Annotated in this window: 19 protein-coding genes; 5 read left to right on the plus strand and 14 right to left on the minus strand. The window is 31.9% G+C overall.

Going from position 1 to position 17,523, the window contains the following annotated elements:
* Positions 1 to 49: 49 nt before the first annotated feature.
* Positions 50 to 697, minus strand: a complete 648-nt coding sequence (pdxH, locus tag Q4Q47_RS17465; RefSeq protein ID WP_303307925.1) for a pyridoxamine 5'-phosphate oxidase — start codon at positions 695 to 697, stop codon at positions 50 to 52.
* Positions 698 to 785: 88 nt separating this feature from the next.
* On the opposite strand from pdxH, the gene Q4Q47_RS17470 reads away from it, so the two are divergent.
* Both Q4Q47_RS17470 and Q4Q47_RS17475 read left to right on the plus strand, forming a co-directional pair.
* Positions 786 to 1,229 carry a hypothetical protein gene (locus tag Q4Q47_RS17470; protein WP_303307926.1) on the plus strand — a complete coding sequence of 148 codons (444 nt, stop codon included), beginning with the start codon at positions 786 to 788 and terminating at the stop codon, positions 1,227 to 1,229.
* A gap of 174 nt (positions 1,230 to 1,403) precedes the next feature.
* Positions 1,404 to 1,814: a hypothetical protein gene (locus Q4Q47_RS17475; protein WP_303307927.1), complete on the plus strand. Its 411-nt coding sequence runs from the start codon at positions 1,404 to 1,406 to the stop codon at positions 1,812 to 1,814.
* Here Q4Q47_RS17475 and Q4Q47_RS17480 read toward each other — a convergent pair.
* The 6 genes from Q4Q47_RS17480 to rpsA all read right to left on the minus strand — a co-directional run bounded on the left by Q4Q47_RS17480 (position 1,811) and on the right by rpsA (position 7,074).
* A complete protein-coding gene (locus tag Q4Q47_RS17480) occupies positions 1,811 to 2,716 on the minus strand; it encodes a ribonuclease Z (RefSeq protein WP_303307928.1) in 906 nt (301 codons plus the stop codon). The genes Q4Q47_RS17475 and Q4Q47_RS17480 overlap by 4 nt on opposite strands.
* 1 nt (position 2,717) lies before the next feature.
* Positions 2,718 to 3,188 (minus strand): DUF3291 domain-containing protein, encoded by a 471-nt coding sequence (locus tag Q4Q47_RS17485; RefSeq protein WP_303307929.1) that lies wholly within the window; start codon positions 3,186 to 3,188, stop codon positions 2,718 to 2,720.
* 1 nt (position 3,189) lies between these two features.
* The gene (locus Q4Q47_RS17490) at positions 3,190 to 3,522 is read right to left on the minus strand and encodes a ribonuclease Z (protein WP_303307930.1); all 333 of its coding nucleotides are present in this window, start codon (positions 3,520 to 3,522) and stop codon (positions 3,190 to 3,192) included.
* Positions 3,523 to 3,525: 3 nt separating this feature from the next.
* On the minus strand, positions 3,526 to 4,455 hold the full coding sequence (locus Q4Q47_RS17495) for an aspartate carbamoyltransferase catalytic subunit (RefSeq protein ID WP_303307931.1): 930 nt from the start codon (positions 4,453 to 4,455) through the stop codon (positions 3,526 to 3,528).
* 72 nt (positions 4,456 to 4,527) lie between these two features.
* Positions 4,528 to 5,067 (minus strand): bifunctional pyr operon transcriptional regulator/uracil phosphoribosyltransferase PyrR, encoded by a 540-nt coding sequence (gene pyrR / locus Q4Q47_RS17500; protein ID WP_303307932.1) that lies wholly within the window; start codon positions 5,065 to 5,067, stop codon positions 4,528 to 4,530.
* Positions 5,068 to 5,241: 174 nt separating this feature from the next.
* Positions 5,242 to 7,074 carry a 30S ribosomal protein S1 gene (rpsA, locus tag Q4Q47_RS17505; protein WP_303307933.1) on the minus strand — a complete coding sequence of 611 codons (1,833 nt, stop codon included), beginning with the start codon at positions 7,072 to 7,074 and terminating at the stop codon, positions 5,242 to 5,244.
* A 323-nt stretch (positions 7,075 to 7,397) separates the two neighbouring features.
* On the opposite strand from rpsA, the gene Q4Q47_RS17510 reads away from it, so the two are divergent.
* A complete protein-coding gene (locus Q4Q47_RS17510; protein ID WP_303307934.1) occupies positions 7,398 to 7,778 on the plus strand; it encodes a LysM peptidoglycan-binding domain-containing protein in 381 nt (126 codons plus the stop codon).
* A gap of 70 nt (positions 7,779 to 7,848) precedes the next feature.
* Here the strand turns inward: Q4Q47_RS17510 and Q4Q47_RS17515 are convergent, their stop codons facing one another.
* The 4 genes from Q4Q47_RS17515 to lon form a co-directional block, all read right to left on the minus strand.
* Positions 7,849 to 8,553 (minus strand): DUF547 domain-containing protein, encoded by a 705-nt coding sequence (locus tag Q4Q47_RS17515; protein ID WP_303307935.1) that lies wholly within the window; start codon positions 8,551 to 8,553, stop codon positions 7,849 to 7,851.
* Positions 8,554 to 8,789: 236 nt separating this feature from the next.
* Positions 8,790 to 9,485: a (d)CMP kinase gene (gene cmk / locus Q4Q47_RS17520; protein WP_303307936.1), complete on the minus strand. Its 696-nt coding sequence runs from the start codon at positions 9,483 to 9,485 to the stop codon at positions 8,790 to 8,792.
* Between the two features lie 117 nt (positions 9,486 to 9,602).
* Positions 9,603 to 10,622, minus strand: coding sequence for a type IX secretion system protein PorQ (porQ, locus tag Q4Q47_RS17525; RefSeq protein WP_303307937.1), 1,020 nt, complete (start codon positions 10,620 to 10,622; stop codon positions 9,603 to 9,605).
* Positions 10,623 to 10,764: 142 nt separating this feature from the next.
* Entirely contained in the window at positions 10,765 to 13,215 is a 2,451-nt protein-coding gene (gene lon / locus Q4Q47_RS17530) for an endopeptidase La (protein WP_303307938.1), read from the minus strand.
* Positions 13,216 to 13,479: 264 nt separating this feature from the next.
* Here lon and Q4Q47_RS17535 point away from each other — a divergent pair, with 264 nt between their 5' ends.
* Positions 13,480 to 14,271: a hypothetical protein gene (locus Q4Q47_RS17535; protein WP_303307939.1), complete on the plus strand. Its 792-nt coding sequence runs from the start codon at positions 13,480 to 13,482 to the stop codon at positions 14,269 to 14,271.
* A 53-nt stretch (positions 14,272 to 14,324) separates the two neighbouring features.
* On the opposite strand, the gene Q4Q47_RS17540 is transcribed toward Q4Q47_RS17535, so the two are convergent.
* The 3 genes from Q4Q47_RS17540 to Q4Q47_RS17550 form a co-directional block, all read right to left on the minus strand.
* Positions 14,325 to 15,236 carry an IS3 family transposase gene (locus Q4Q47_RS17540; protein WP_303308492.1) on the minus strand — a complete coding sequence of 304 codons (912 nt, stop codon included), beginning with the start codon at positions 15,234 to 15,236 and terminating at the stop codon, positions 14,325 to 14,327.
* Positions 15,200 to 15,634 carry a hypothetical protein gene (locus Q4Q47_RS17545; protein ID WP_303307940.1) on the minus strand — a complete coding sequence of 145 codons (435 nt, stop codon included), beginning with the start codon at positions 15,632 to 15,634 and terminating at the stop codon, positions 15,200 to 15,202. The genes Q4Q47_RS17540 and Q4Q47_RS17545 overlap by 37 nt, the downstream gene beginning before the upstream one ends.
* 112 nt (positions 15,635 to 15,746) lie before the next feature.
* On the minus strand, positions 15,747 to 16,397 hold the full coding sequence (locus tag Q4Q47_RS17550) for a rhomboid family intramembrane serine protease (protein ID WP_303307941.1): 651 nt from the start codon (positions 16,395 to 16,397) through the stop codon (positions 15,747 to 15,749).
* Between the two features lie 62 nt (positions 16,398 to 16,459).
* Between Q4Q47_RS17550 and Q4Q47_RS17555 the strand changes: the two genes are divergently transcribed.
* Positions 16,460 to 17,338 carry a lysophospholipid acyltransferase family protein gene (locus Q4Q47_RS17555; RefSeq protein ID WP_303307942.1) on the plus strand — a complete coding sequence of 293 codons (879 nt, stop codon included), beginning with the start codon at positions 16,460 to 16,462 and terminating at the stop codon, positions 17,336 to 17,338.
* Positions 17,339 to 17,523 lie beyond the last annotated feature (185 nt).

The following is a 17,523-nucleotide window of genomic DNA, read 5'->3' on the forward strand; positions in this document are numbered from 1 at the left end:
TCGACAAAATGCAATTTGTAATAAAAATATTATAAATTTTAACGATGATTTAAGGAGATAACCGATCAATTCTCCAATTATAATCAGCCTGAAGTGTAAATCTAATTCTGTCGTGTAATCTATTTGGACGACCTTGCCAAAATTCAATTTCTGAAGGCTTTACAATATAACCACCCCAACTTGTTGGTCTTGTTATTTCTTTTCCTTCAAATTCTTTTTCTAATTTTAAAAGCTTTTTTTCAATGGCATCCCTATTTTCAATAACTTCACTCTGATTTGAAGCTATAGCACTTAATTGACTGCCTCTGGGCCTAGACTCAAAATAGCCATCACTTAAGTTTTCTGCAATCTTTTCAGCTTTCCCTTTTATAATAATTTGACGTTCGGCTCCATGCCAAAAAAAGGATAAACATACGTTTGGATTTTTATTTATCGCTTTTCCTTTTTCACTGTTATAATTTGTGTAAAATATAAACCCCTCGTATGTAAAACGTTTTAATAACACCACTCTATTCTTTGGGAATCCATCTAAACCTATTGTAGAAACCGTCATAGCATTAGTTTCATCTTCGATAAAAAACTTGTCTACTTCATAAAACCATTTTTGAAATAATTCCATTGGGTTTTCTGGTACATCTTTTAAAAGCAATTCGTGCTTTTCGTAAGACTTTCTATAATTGCTTAAATCTTTTTCCATAGATTACAAAATAACAAAAAAATAATGTTTTCTTAAACATTAAAATTATATGAAACATTGTAAATTCGTAGTGCCCTAAAATACATTTATGAAATTTGAAAATTCGACCTACTGTAATACATTAAATCATTATAAACTAGAAACGTCATTTGGGAATTTTTATTTCTGTGAAAAATTTTTCATCGCAGAATTGCACACTGGTGTGCACTTTGATTGGCCCAAGATAGAAGTACTAGCTAATGAAATTATAGCGTTTTATGGTAAAAACGTGAAATTAGATTATATCTCCAATAGAGTTAACTCTTATTCTATTGACCCACAAAATTGGATAAAAATCGAAAAATACAATGTAATTATGAGGAGTGCCATTGTATGTTACAACCATATGATGTACATGAATGCCTCTTTAGAAAAACGGTTTTCAAAAGGTAAAATCTATCCTTGTTTATCTTTAAACGAAGCTATAGAATGGGTTATGAAATTGGAAGAAGTGAATCCTGAAAAAAGTAAATTAAAATTTATTTTAATATAATTCTGTATTAGAACTCGTCTTAAGTTTTAGTGTTTAACCGAAAATGAGGTATAATTTGTTAAGATGAAACCATTTTTAAAAGGCAAGTCACAAAATATCAAAAAAATATGTTTTCTTATACATTAAACTTTTATAAAACATTGTAAATTAGTAGACGCTTTCAATAAGATTTTTATGAAATTTGAAAACTCTATCCTTAGCAAAACGTTAAGTTATTATAAATTGGAAATGCCTTTTGGCAATTTTTATTTCTGTGAAAAGTTTTTAATCTCAGAATTACATGCTGGCGTACACTTTGATTGGCCCAAGATTGAAATACTAGCTAAAGAAATTATAGCGTTTTATGGTAAAGGCGTTAAATTAGACTATATCTCCAATAGAGTTAATTCTTATTCTAATAACCCACAAAATTGGATAAAAATTGAACAGTTTAATATAATTAAGAGGAGTGCCATCGTATATTACAATTATGCCATGTACATGAATGCTTCATTAGAAAAAAGGTTTTCAAAAGGTGAAATTCATCCTTGTCTATCTTTGAATGAGGCTATAGAATGGGTTCTAAATTTGGAAGCATTAAATTAAAACTCAAAAGTTTTTCCATCTTCACATAATTCCACATTATTAAAAACTTCTTGAGCTTCTTCTTTAAAAGCATTTAAGCCATCATAACGCGTTGAATAGTGTCCAAGCAATAATGTACCTGCATTTGCCAATTTAGCTATTCTAGCGGCTTCTTTTGCAGTAGAATGCTTAGTTTTAGGACCTAAATGAGCATGTTTTTCCAAAAAGGTAGATTCATGGTATAACACGTCTACATTTTTAATAATAGGTACAATATCTTCTTTGTACATGGTATCACTACAAAACGCATAACTTTTTGGCTTTAAACCAGCTTTAGTAACTAATTCATTTTTTATAGTTTCTCCAACTTCATTTACAACATCATAACCTTGTGTTAGTTTTCGATAATAAGCAACATTGATGTTAGCGTCCTCAACCGCTCTAATATCTAACTTACGGTCGCCTTCTTTTTCTTTGAATAAATACCCATTGGTATAAACTCTATGATTTAATGGAATTGTATGTACTTGAACTTTATCATCTTCAAAAATTAATTCGGATTCATCTGAAGTTAACTCATGAAAGATAAGGTTAAAATTAGTCCAGGAATCGGCTAATTTCATTTGCAGTGTAACAACTTCTTTAATGCCTTTGGGGCCATAAATATGTAAATCTGCTTCTCTGGTAAGCAATCTAAAAGTTGATATTAAACCAACTAAGCCAAAAAAATGATCGCCATGTAAATGTGATATAAATATGTGCTTAATACGATTAAACTTTATTTTATGTTTACGAAGTTGTACTTGTGTACCTTCTCCGCAATCGATTAAAAACATATGACTATTAATCTCTAATACTTGAGATGTTGTATTATTTAGCGCTCTTGGTGTTGCGCTATAGCAGCCTAAAATTTTGAGCTTCATATTACAAAAGAGGTTTGTAATTTAATGAATCTAATGCTGTGAATTTACTTTTAAAACTAAAAGCATAAGGCGTATCTCCATGCCTATTTAAATAGTCTAATCTATTTTTAGCATCTTGAAATGTTGGTTCATAACCTTTTGGAATGTACCAAAATGCCATATGCATCATCTTCATTTTACTAAACCATTCTTTTTTTCGTTTAAAAACCTCAATATGGCCAGATTTATAAGTGTAATTAAATAATGTTTCTAAATTTTTCCAGACAGACATATTAATAAGTAGCGTATCATCCTGGAAAACTTGAGCTCCCAAGTCTTTATCTTCATCTTTTAAACGCCACACAAAACCTTTACTTTCATCAGCTAAAGCATTAATTCTGTCTAAATTGTTTACAAAATCTTGCATAATGGGGTCGTCCATTGGCGCCAATCTTTTTGCAATATTTACCTGTGCAAGATACAATTCCTTCATATTAAAACCCTAAGTCACGTTCCATTTCTTCCATCTCGATGATATCGTAAGCCTCTTGAATCGTTGGCACGACTACAATTTCATCCGGAATATTATCTATATTAATGTTATCTGAGACAACAACAAAGGATTGCTTTGATGCACGGTGGATGTTTGATACTTCAAGAAACTCAATGATATCTTGAAATCCCGGTTTATTTAGAGTTGTTAAAACAACAATAATATTATTGTTTTTAAATTTTGGATATAAAGCCTGTAGTTTTTTAACTAATTCTATAACCGTGGCTTTTTCTTGAGTGATTATAGAAGTGTTTCCGTTTTGGTCTAAAATCATAATCTACTGTTTTATTTTGGACGCTAATAAATATATAGCTGCCATTCTTATAGCTACACCATTTTGAACTTGATCTAGAATAATGGATTGTTTTGAATCGGCAACATCACTGGTAATTTCCACACCCCTATTAATTGGGCCTGGATGCATGATCGTAATCTCTTTGTCTAATGAATCTAGCAGTTCTTTATTGACACCAAACTGTTGTGTATACTCTCTGGTTGATGGAAAATAGCTAATATCCATACGCTCGTTTTGCACACGAAGCATGTTTGCTACATCACACCAATTGAGAGCTTTACGTAAATTCGTTTCAACTTTTACTCCAAGTTCTTTGATGTACTTCGGTAATAAGGTTTTTGGTCCACAAACCATAACTTGCGCTCCTTGAAGCTGTAGTGCAAATATATTTGAAAGCGCTACACGACTATGAAGAATATCTCCTACGATAACAACTTTCTTTCCTTTTACATCTCCTAATTTTTCTCTTATAGAATACGAATCTAAAAGCGCTTGTGTTGGATGTTCATGAGCGCCGTCACCTGCATTTATAATACTGGCATTAATATGTTTTGATAAAAATACACCTGCCCCGGGATTAGGATGTCTCATGACAACCATATCTACTTTCATAGATAAGATATTATTAACAGTATCGATTAAGGTCTCTCCTTTTTTAACTGAAGATTGCCCAGATGAAAAATTAATAACGTCTGCAGAAAGTCGTTTTTCGGCTAATTCGAATGATAGTTTTGTTCTGGTTGAATTTTCAAAGAAAAGGTTAGCAATGGTAATATCTCTAAGCGAAGGTACTTTTTTTATAGGCCTATTAATAACTTCTTTAAAATGATCGGCTGTTTCAAAAATAAGTTGAATATCTTGTTCTTTAAGATATTTTATTCCTAATAAGTGATTGACACTTAATTCGCTCATGTTTTTTAGTATTCTTTGACAGTTTTTGGTTGCCAGTTGTTTTTCTTCTAGCCTCTAGCCTCTAGTAAATTATTATTTTTCAATTAAATAAACGGAATCTTCATCGTCATATTCTTTCCAGTTTACTTTTACTTTTTCGTTATTTATAACATCCACTTGTCTACCTCTATAATCTGGTTGTATAGGTAAATGTCTACTAAAACGCCTGTCTATTAACGTTAATAACTCTATTTCGTTTGGTCTTCCAAAAGATTGAATGGCCGTTAAAGCGGCTCTAATGCTACGCCCGGTATATAAAACATCATCAATAAAGACAATATTTTTATCCTCAACTAAGAAGTTAATTTTAGTAGTGTTAGCTTCAAGCGTCTTTTCTCCTCTACGAAAATCATCTCTATAAAACGTAATATCCAGATGTCCTAGTTGAATGTTTTTAACTTTGTAATGATCTTCTAATATTTTTGCTAATCTATCGGCTAAAAACACACCACGTGGCTGTAAACCAATTAAAACGGTATCAGAAAAGTCATTGTGTTTTTCAATGAGTTGACAAGCCAATCGATGAAGAATGATGTTTACCTCTTTTGCGTTAAGTAAAACTTTTTGACTCATATATACTATCCAAACGTATTTGGAGTACAAAGATAATGCAAAATTTTAGAAGTAGAAACATAAAAGCTAACACTTCCGTAATCAATAATATAAAATAAAAAAGCCTTCAATTTCTTGAAGGCTTTAATTTTATAATGGATTTCCGTCTTCACGGAAGTGAAAAAGAATTTTTAATTATACTTTTCCGTCCATTTTATCTTTAAGAGCTTGTAAAGCGTCATTAGCATCACCTAAAGTTGGTTTAGCCTCTGCTGCTGCACTAGCTGCTTTCTTAACTGCCGCTTTAACGTTAGCAACCTCTTCAGCTTTGAATACAGCTGTATGAGACGCTACAACACGTTTAAATTCTTTATTAAATTCAATGATTTTGAATTCTGCAGTTTCACCTTTCTTAAGTTTGCTTCCATCTTCTTTTTCAAGATGACGAGAAGGTACAAATGCAACGATATCTTCGTTAAATTCAATAGTAGCTCCTTTGTCAACTATTTCAGCAATAGCTGCATTATGAACAGTTTCTAAAGCGAATTCTGTTTCATATTTATCCCAAGGATTATCAGTTGTTTGTTTATGACCTAAACTTAATTTACGTCCTTCAACATCTAACTCTAATACAATAACTTCTAACTTATCTCCTACTGCACAGAACTCAGATGGATGTTTGATTTTCTTAGTCCAAGATAAATCTGAGATATAAATCAACCCATCAATACCTTCTTCTAGTTCAACAAAAACACCAAAGTTTGTAAAGTTACGTACAACACCTGTATGCTTAGAAGCTAATGGGTATTTACCTGTAATATCTGTCCATGGATCTGGAGTTAATTGTTTAATACCAAGAGACATTTTACGATCTTCTCTATCAAGCGTTAAGATAACAGCTTCAACCTCATCTCCTACAGAAACGAAGTCTTGAGCAGAACGTAAATGTGTAGACCATGACATTTCAGATACGTGAATTAATCCCTCTACACCATCAGCTACTTCAATAAATGCACCGTAATCTGCTATAACTACTACTTTACCTTTAACTTTATCACCTACTTTCACCTCTTCTGCAAGAGCTTCCCATGGATGTTTGCTTAATTGTTTTAATCCTAATTGGATTCTTGATTTGTTTTCATCAAAATCAAGGATTACAACATTAAGTTTTTGGTCTAATTCTACAATTTCGTTTGGATGATTAATTCTAGACCAAGATAAATCTGTGATATGAACTAAACCATCAACACCGCCAAGATCAATAAATACACCATAAGAAGTAATGTTTTTAACAACACCTTCTAATACTTGACCTTTTTCTAATTGACCAATAATTTCTTTTTTCTGTATTTCAATATCAGCCTCAATCAGCGCTTTATGAGATACTACTACGTTTTTGAATTCGTGGTTGATTTTAACAACTTTAAATTCCATAGTTTTATTTACGTACTGATCGTAATCTCTAATTGGTTTTACATCAATTTGAGAACCTGGTAAGAATGCTTCAATTCCGAAAACATCTACAATCATACCCCCTTTAGTTCTGCATTTAACAAAACCATTAACGATTTCACCAGTATCATGAGCCGCATTAACGCGATCCCAAGCTTTAATAACACGTGCTTTTCTATGAGATAATACTAATTGCCCTGTTGCATCTTCACGAACATCAATTAATACTTCTACTTTATCACCAACTGCTAAGTTAGGATTGTAACGGAACTCGTTTAAAGAAATAACACCTTCAGATTTTGCATTGATATCAATAATTGCATCTCTATCAGAAATGTGAACTACTGTACCTTCAACAACCTCATCATTAAGCGTGTCAACGAAATTTTCTGCTACTAATTTTTCAAATTCTTTAAGCTGTTTGTCATCAACCTCATCAATACCTTCTTGGTAATTGTGCCAATTGAACTCTTTTAAGAATTTTTCTGGATTTGCTTTAGCTTCAGATACTACTGGAGCTTCTACTGCTGGAGCATCTGTTGCTTCAACTTCAGCTTGTTTTGCTTTTTCAGCCATTTAAGATTATTATGTCATTATAAAAAGGTTTCCATTTTTGCAGAAACGTAATTACATGACGTTTTGTATTCTGTATGTTTTGGAAAGTTTTATGCGATTAACACACAGAAGTGTTATATATAAATTTTGTTTTCATTCCCTTTATCTTTCCAATAATTCGCTAAAAGGAGTGCAAAAATACACAATTTCAATAAATTACCCTAATTTGAATAAATTATTTTAACCATCTGGTTTTTAAGTTAATAATAAAGTTAAAAAAAGACTTATTTTTGGCATTCATTTTGTTATATTTAAAAACTAACAATTATTAAATTATAACACTTATGACAATGAAAGCAAAATACCAGCCAGTATTAGATTTGGGGGAATCATTAAACATTCAAAACGGTGATATACAAGAAGAAAATGGCGTTTTAAAGGTTTGGGGAACTGCTAATACACCTTATGAAAAAAACCTTCTTTGGGATAAAATAAAGGAAATTGGTGGCGAAAACCCAACAGATATCATAGCTGACATCAAAGTAGCTGATGAGAGTGTTTTTCACAGACACACTGTTAAAAGTGGAGAAACTTTAGGAAAAATAGCTCTTCAGTATTATGGTAAAGCATCAAAATATCAAGATATTTTTAAGGCAAATTCTGATATTTTAAAGAATCCGGATTTAATATATCCAGATCAAGAATTAATTATTCCTAATGTATAAATCTTAATAATTTATAATTAGAAACAAAAAAGACTATTAGATATCTAATAGTCTTTTTTGTTTGCTTGTCTTATATTTTACGGTGTAAATTCCAATCATAATCCATATACACTATTTTGGTTTTTGCATTAATTTTAGCACCTCCCGAATGTTTATTAATAAAACTTATCATCTCATTTAAATTGGCAAAATCATCCTTGTACCACTGAAAGGTTTTAGATAATTTACTTAAACTTGATCCTATTTTATTCTTTGTTAGATCGTTTAAAAAATTACTGGTTGCTAATCCTAAATCGCGTTCTACAGATTCTGGCTTATACGCCGTTCTTTTTAATACAGGTGATGACATGGCTGTAGAGTAAAGGGCAAAATGAATTCTAGGGTCTTCTAATTTTCGTAAAATTTCATGCTCTATATCATCCAATGATACTTTTCCTCCAGCATAATCAATGACCTTTATGCTAAAGGCGTTTTGTACATAATTGATACTTTTAATAGGGTAATGTTCAACTAACAATTTTATAATATTAGCATTATAAAAATTAATCCAATACGCTTTTTTTTCACTTTTACTCCATCCGCTATTTGGAGATATTTTAGAAAAATAATGAGTAATTTTATTTAGCTCATCGACATTTTTTAAAACTTTATCAAAATCTACAATTCCTTTAGACGAAACATGATCTTTTAAAAACTCATTATACGCTGTTAAATCGATTGTTTGTGCAAATCCATTTATACAAATAAATAGTAATAGGGGCAAAATACTTTTCATTATAATTATAATTTGGTTAATATGAAACATTAAGTCGTCGTTTTACCAAAAACTAACAATTTCAACTATAATTATAGATTTATTCTCGTAACCATTTATCTTAAACCTTTAACCAATATAAAGAATGATGTAAGTGAAGTTTTCTTAAAATAAGCGTTTACAAAAAACGTTTATATAAATCGTTTTTAATTTATTAATAAAAAACTAAGATGCGAAATGACTTAAAAATATAAGTTTTATTCTATGCCTTCAAGTGTGATTTTTGCTAAGTTCAAAACCTTATCAAACTGTTCATCTAATGTCATATTAGAGTTATTAATTTCAATGGCATCTTCAGCTTTAACAAGCGGAGAATCTTCTCTATTAGAATCTAAATAATCCCGTTCTTGAACATTTTTTAAAACATCTACATATTTAACTTGATCTCCTCTATTAATAAGCTCATCATAACGTCTCTTTGCTCTGGTTTCTGCAGACGCAGTCATAAATATTTTAAGATCTGCTTTAGGAAAAACTACAGTACCTATATCTCTTCCATCCATAACAACTCCCCCATTTTTTCCCATTTCCTGTTGTTGCTCAACCAGCTTTTGTCTAACTTCAGAAATAGCTGCTACTTTGCTAACAAAACCTGACACCTCTAACGTTCTTATTCTTTTTTCAATATTAATGCCATTCAAATACACTTCAGCAAACCCCTCAGACTTATTAAACTTAAAACTTATCTCTATTTTAGGTAACTGATAAATAAGTGCTTCGATATTAAAGTCCTCACCACTAATAAGCCCATTTTCCATAGCATAAAAGGAAACAGCCCTGTACATAGCACCTGTATCAACATATACATAGCCTAAATATTTAGCAAGTTGTTTGGCTACAGTACTTTTCCCCGTTGAAGAAAATCCATCTATAGCTATAGTAATCTTTGACATAGATATTAAGTTTGAAGTGCCAAAAATACTTAAAATGCTTAAGGTGAAAAACTAATAATCTAAATTAAAAAGAAGTTAACTTTAAGTACTTATAATTTTAGCCACTTTAAATACTAATTATTGTAAATCTATTTGCAAACCAAAAAAGTTTGAATTAGCAGCACTTGTATATTTTGCATGCGTATAGCTAAAACGCATTTTATTCATTTTAATTGAAATTCCTGCAGATAATCCTGAGAAGTTACGCTGATCTACAATTCGCAATTCTTCACCTCTACGAAAGTTATAACCAAGCCTTATATTAAAACCACCTTCAGGAAATATTTCTGCTCCAAGAATGGTATGCCTTATTAATTGACCTAAAAAACCAACTTTCTCATCAGTTTGGTTTCCTCCTAAATCACTAACCGACCGAGCTGGGTTTGGTCTGGCTATTGGCCATTTCTGAAGATTTTCAAAAGTAACATGCCAACGAATTGGCACATTTTCCAACCTCTGGGACATTCCGAAATCGACTTCAAACGGAAGACGCTCATTAAGTCCTGCATACGTTGTAATTTGAGTTCCTAAGTTTCTAATAACTATCGCAGCATTAAAATCTAAATCTTCATTAATATACAGCACCCCTAAATCCGTAGCTACACCAAGCGAGTTGTATTGTTCTAATTTTGATGTAATAAGCTTAACATTGGCTCCAAAATAAAAATCAGAATAACCTATTTGAAGTGCATATCCCATGGAAAGAGCAGCTTCATTACCTGTAAATGTACCAGTACTATTACCGTTTTCATCATATCCATCAAATGTACCGTAGTTAATATACGTAACACCAGCGTGAAATGTTTGTGTACGCCTATCTACAGTATAGGCATAAGAAGCTGTTCCATAACCAATATCTCCTAAATAACTTGTGTAATTTACTGCTAGTTGATTATCCATTTCAACGTTTATAGTTGCCGGATTGAAAAGCCCTTGAGTAACATCATAATCAACATTGGTTAACACTTTACCTCCTAATGCTGCCTGACGAGGCGACGATATCAAATTAAGAAATTGATAGGTCGTTTCTCCTCCAACTTGTGCCATAGCTAGGGCACTAAGAGAAAAACAAAAAAAAGTGATAATTTTCTTTAGCATATTTACGATACAAAGTAAGTAAATCTATCTTAAAACGATAGCAAGTATCTTTTATTTTGTAATGAACTTATCAAAACAAAAAACCAATACAAGTTTTCATAAAAAAACCCCGAAGCGAATCGAGGTTTTATTTTATCTGATTTTAAAGCTTTTTAGCATTCTTGACTTTTTGATCTGTAAGCGCTATTTTAATAACATCACTCATGTCTGTTACATAATGAAATGTTAGCCCTTTTAAGTAATCTTCTTTTATTTCTTCTATATCACGTCTATTTTCTTCACACAACAAAATCTCTTTTATACGCGCACGTTTAGCTGCTAGTATTTTTTCTTTAATCCCTCCAACTGGAAGTACTTTTCCGCGAAGTGTAATTTCTCCTGTCATCGCTAAACTTTTCTTCACTTTCTTTTGTGTGAATAGGGATACTAATGATGTTAACATCGTTACTCCCGCACTTGGGCCATCTTTTGGTGTTGCACCTTCTGGTACATGAATATGCACATTGTATTTATCAAAAACAGTAGCATCTATTCCAAAATTATCCGCATTAGATTTGATATATTCCATGGCAATAGTTGCAGATTCTTTCATCACTTTACCTAAGTTTCCAGTAATGGTAAGCGTACCTTTTCCTTTTGATAAAATAGATTCAATAAACAGAATATCACCACCGACACGTGTCCACGCTAACCCTGTTACGACACCAGCCACATTATTGTTTTCATATTTATCGCGTTCTAATTTAGGGCCACCTAAAACTTCAATAATATCTTCATTAGAAATCTTAATATTATAATCTTCTTCCATGGCGATATTTTTGGCAGCATAACGTACCATTTTTGCAATTTGTTTTTCTAAACCACGAACACCAGATTCGCGTGTATAGCCTTCTACTATCTTCTCTAATTGCGATTTACCAATCTTTAAATGATCACCAGACAACCCATGTTCTTTTAATTGTTTTGGTAATAGATGACGTTTCCCTATTTCAACTTTTTCTTCAATAGTATACCCTGTTACGTTAATAATCTCCATACGGTCACGTAATGCTGGTTGAATAGTAGATAAACTATTAGATGTTGCTATAAACATAACTTTAGAAAGGTCGTAACCCATTTCTAAGAAATTATCATAGAACTCACTATTTTGCTCAGGATCTAAAACCTCTAACATGGCAGATGATGGATCACCTTGATGTGAGTTGGATAGTTTATCTATTTCATCTAAAACAAAAACAGGGTTAGACGTTCCAGCTTTCTTCAAACTTTGAATAATACGCCCAGGCATAGCACCAATATAGGTTTTACGATGTCCTCTAATTTCAGCTTCATCACGTAAACCACCCAGAGAAATACGCACATACTCTCTACCCAAAGCTTCTGCTATAGATTTACCTAGCGAAGTTTTACCAACCCCCGGAGGGCCATACAAACATAAAATAGGTGATTTCATATCATTACGCAACTTCAATACAGCAAGATATTCTATGATTCTACGCTTAACATCTTCTAATCCAAAATGATCTCTATCTAAAACTTTTTTAGCACGTTTTAAATCGAATTTGTCTGTACTAAATTCATTCCAAGGTAAATCTAGAAATAACTCTAAATAATTGCGTTGAATAGAATATTCCGCAACTTGCGGATTCATACGTTGCATTTTAGCAATTTCTTTATCGAAATGCTTAGCTACTTGCTCATCCCATTGCTTTTCACTGGCTCGCAGCTTCATTTCTTCAAGCTCTTCATCATGACTTACACCTCCCAATTCTTCTTGAATGGTTTTCATTTGTTGGTGCAAGAAATACTCTCGTTGTTGCTGACTCATGTCCATTTGAACTTTGGACTGAATATCATTTTTAAGTTCTAGCTTTTGAAATTCAACATTCATAAACTTAAGCGTTGCCAAAGCACGTTTTTTTAGATCATCCATTTCTAAAAGAGCCTGCTTCTCAGCTACCGAAAGGTTCATATTAGAGGATACAAAGTTTATCAGAAATGAATTGCTTTCTATATTTTTAATAGCAAAAGATGCTTCACTAGGAATATTAGGACTCTCCTTAATAATTTCCAGTGCCAAGTCCTTTATAGAGTCTATAATTGCTGAAAACTCTTTATTATTAACCGCAGGTTTTGCCTCTGCCATGTCTCTAATAGTCGCATTCATATAGGGGTCTTCGGTAAGAACCTCTGCGACTTTAAAACGTTTTTTTCCTTGAATAATAACTGTTACGTTACCATCTGGCATTTTTAAAACTCGCAGTATTCTTGCAACCGTACCTGTTTCATTGATATCTTTTGCTGTTGGATTTTCTACAGACTCATCTTTTTGAGATACTACACCAATAACTTTTCCGCCTTTATTAGCATCATTTATTAGCTTAATTGATTTGTCTCTACCAGCAGTAATAGGAATGACCACTCCTGGGAACAACACTGTATTTCTCAATGATAAAATCGGCAGTGTTTCTGGCAATTCCTCATTATTGATGGCTTCTTCATCTTCTGGTGTCATTAACGGAATTAATTCTGAGTTTTCATCAAACTCCTGTAATGACAAACTGTCAAGGGCAATAAAATTAGATTTCTTCATATATATTTTTAGGTCAATCTGTCATTAAAACAAAATTGAGCATTTATTATATTTATTTTTAAAAATGTTAAAACAATGAATACCAAATACTTAACAAATATTAAAGATATACATCACTACTATAAATTCAATAGCTGTGCCACAATACACAACCCAACTAAATATCTTTAATTTCAGTAGAAAATTCAAGTTATTAAACAAGGTTTTTCTCATGCAAACTATTAGATTTGTGCTTTCAAAAATCTCAAAAATATTAATTTAATTATGATCCAAAAAAGTACATTACTCTTTGCTCTATGCATGGTTCTTTTTTCATGTAGTTCTGAATCTACAGATAACACGAATGAACCAACTAACGATTCAACTTTATTAAAAAAAACTATTGAAACTGATAGTGATGGTGAAAAACTAACAACTAACTATACTTATGATGGCAATAAACTTACTAATGTCATTTACGACGATGGTTCTAAGAATACATACACATATGAAAATGATAAGTTAATTAGAGAAGATCAATTTCTTGAAGGTGAGCTGGCTGCTTATATTACTTTAGAATATAACGCTGATAAAAAGGTTGCTAGCTTCACAGAGTTTTGGCTTGAACCCTCTGGAATTGAAGGGCTAGTATATAAACACGTATTAACATATAACAATGACAATACCATAACAAATAAAGTTTACCGAGGAGACATTAACTCTCAAACAGATTTATCTGTCACTCAAACAATTACTCTTGATGGTAAGAATATTACAGAAATAAAAGATGATAATGCGGGTGAATACAAATTATTATACTCATATGACAATAGTAATGGTATATTTAAAAATATTCATGCCATAGAAGTATTAAATCTTTTGAGTCAAAATGAATTTGGAGCATATATTAACGGAAATAGTAATAACGTAACTAGTTTTATAGAAAGTTCTACTAGTCCAAATGAATTTAACAAAGAAACATTTGAATATACTTATAACAACAGCGGTTATCCAATTGCGGCAAAATCTTATTTTGATGGAGAATTAGATGGTTCTATAGAATACTTTTACGAGTAATCATTAAAACTGTCTAGTCCTAAATAAGCGATACAGATTATAAAGGATTAAATTTATAAATTAAAGCTGAACAATGGGGCATCATTGTTCAGCTTTTTTGATTTGTATTGTTTTCTTTTGAGTTCGTTTTGTTTGTGCATCTTTTCAGGAGTTAACATATGGTTTGATAAATGAGGCCTTTGATCATTATAAATATCAATTGCATCTTTGATCAGTTTCTTCTTTATATCCAGATCTTTAATACTTCTGGCTATATCAAATTCTTGTTTTAAAATCCCATTTACTCTTTCTGCGATTGCGTTTTCATAGGGGTCATATTTCTCAGTCATACTTGAACTTATATTATTGCTCATCAATAGTTGTTGATACTCATTAGAACAGTATTGCAAACCTCTATCAGAGTGGTGTATTAGTGGTTGGTTTTTATACATTCTATTCCCTAATGCCATATTGAGAGCTTGCAATGAACCTTCCATACTTAGGCTATCAGATATATTATAACCTACTATTTTCTTGGAGTATGCATCGGTGATCAAGGCCAGGTAAGAAGGGTTGCTCCTAGTTCCTACGTAAGTTATATCACTAACCCACACAGATTCTGGTTTTTCTATCTCCATGGTACTTATCAGGTTTTTGTGTTTTCTGAACCGATGGTGCGAATCTGTAGTGATATGGTAACTTTTCTTTGGGGTTATAAGCATATGGTTAGCCCGTAATATTTTAAATAACTTATCTCTGCCTACCTTTAGAGCTGATAGTTCTTTTTTTAACAAATGGTACAGCTTTCTAGCTCCTAGCTTGGGCATGACATTGCGTATACCACGAACTAGGGCGATCACTTTTTGAACTATGGCTTGTCTTTGGGCTTTTGATTTTATAGCCCTATAATAAACCTGTCTGTCTACCCCGAGTAATTTACAGGTAGAAACTAATGTTTCTTTGTGTGCTTCTTTGTAGTGTTCAATAACTCGGGTTTGTAATTTTTTCTGATTGGAATATCATATTCTTTCTCTGCCATATCAACAAGCATGTCAAAGATGATCACTTTCTTGTCAGCGCGTTCAGCCAAATGTTCTGCCCGAGCTTTTTGCTTTTCCAGCAGTTTGATTTTTGCTTCTAATTCAAGTATCTTTTGTTCCGGTGTTTTTGCCAAAGTAAAAGGGGATTGATCTTCCCAATCAAAGGTACCGTATTTTTTCAACCAATTGGTTACCGTAGAGTCTCCTTGAATGCCATATTTAGCTTTGGCCTGGCTTTTTGTGAGATTGCCTTGTTCTATGTCTTCTACTAATTGAAGCTTGAAAGAAAGCGAATAATCTTTTTGGGTACGCTTTAAATACCCTTTGTTTTCCGATGTTTTCATTACACTAAGCTTTTAGTGTATCGCTATTTTAGGACGGGACAAACCCTAAACAAAAAGAGCTATTTCTTAAATTGGAAATAGCTCTTTTTTATTCATAACTACCCAAATAGCATCACACCTTCCCCATTTTCTTCAAAACAAATAGCAAAACAATAGGTACCGCTAATAAACCAATCATAAGCAAATTGGTTTTAAATAATCCTGGTGATAAGATCAAAGTAATAAGATACCCTCCAATGGCACCTCCAAAATGCGCATCATGGCCTATATTACCTATTCTGTTTTTCATCCCGTAAATAGAGTATAACAAATACCCTACCCCAAAAATATATGCTGGTATGGGAACCGGAATAAAAAACATATATAAATCCATTCCTGGTCTCAATAAAATAGCCGCGTATAAAATGCCTGTTACTGCACCACTCGCGCCAACAGCACTGTAATGGTACTCATTTTTATGAAAGTACAGGGATAGTAAACTCCCCAATAACAAACTACCTATATAAATTAAGAGAAAATAAAGAGGACTTAAAAGTGTAATAACAACACCTGCAAAAAAATACAGGGTCAACATATTAAACAATAAATGCTGTGTATCTACATGTAAAAACCCAGAGCTAAACATTCTAATCTGTTCGCCTCTTTGAACGCCACCTACGTGGAACTTATACTTATCAAAAAAACTATAATCACCAAAACCCTTATAAGATATGATGACATTTGCTGCTATTATAATGATGGTAATTAAGTCTAATTTGCCCATGTAGTGTAAACGTTTAAAATCTATTTAGCATATATTTGCCGCTACAAATCTAAAATTATTTAATGCAATTTCTAATTTATATCATTGTTTATCCATTTTTATGGTCTATATCCAAACTTCCCTTCAGGTTATTGTATATAGTTTCAGATGGTCTTTACATATTACTTTACCATGTAATAGGCTATAGAAAAAAGGTTGTCAATAATAATTTAAAGCTTGTTTTTCCTAACAAAACAGAAAAAGAAATTACTACTATTAGAAAAAAATTCTACAAACATTTATGTGACATGTTTTTAGAAATGGCAAAAACCATGTCTATATCTAAAAAAGAGTTAAAAAAACGTTTTAAAATCACCAATCCGGAAGAACTTAAACGTTTAGAATCTTTAAATAAAAGTGTTATTTTAATATTTGGACATTATGCCAGTTGGGAGTGGTCTATAGTACTTCAAAATTATATAAATTTTAAAGGCTTAGCCGTATATAAAAAACTGGCAAACCAACATTTTGATAAACTGGTTAGAGACATTCGTTCTAAATTTAATACGCAGTTAATTAGCACCAAAGAGACCACAAGCATTATAAATCACAATGAAGCCAAGGGTATTAAAAGTATTACTGGCTTTTTAAGTGACCAGTCTCCCAGATTAAGCAAAGATGTGTATTGGAATCGTTTTATGGGAATCAAGGTACCGTGTTTCACAGGCGGTGAACGCCTAGCTAAAAAGTTAGATCTAACAACAGCTTATTTAAAAGTCAACAAGGTAAAACGAGGGTTTTATGAAGCAGAAATTGTAACACTTGCAGAAGACTCAAATAAGTATAAAGATTATGAATTAACAGATCTATTTCTTAAAGAAGTAGAAAAGCAAATTTATAAAGCTCCCGAATATTATTTCTGGACTCATAAACGCTGGAAACATAGAGAAAAGACTCTTTAAAAGTCTTCTTACAAACTTTTAAAGAGCATTTCATATTCTTCAAAACGATGCTCTCGAATTGGTCTTAATTTTGGATCTGTATTAAAATACAATAATAAGCAAGGTGCTATATTCTTGTATTTTTCAACATATTCGTATCTAACCAACTCATTATTGTTAATGCGTTGTTTTATTTTATTATGATA

Origin of the sequence: Flavivirga spongiicola (assembly GCF_030540825.1) — a bacterium.
Lineage (GTDB): Bacteria > Bacteroidota > Bacteroidia > Flavobacteriales > Flavobacteriaceae > Flavivirga > Flavivirga spongiicola.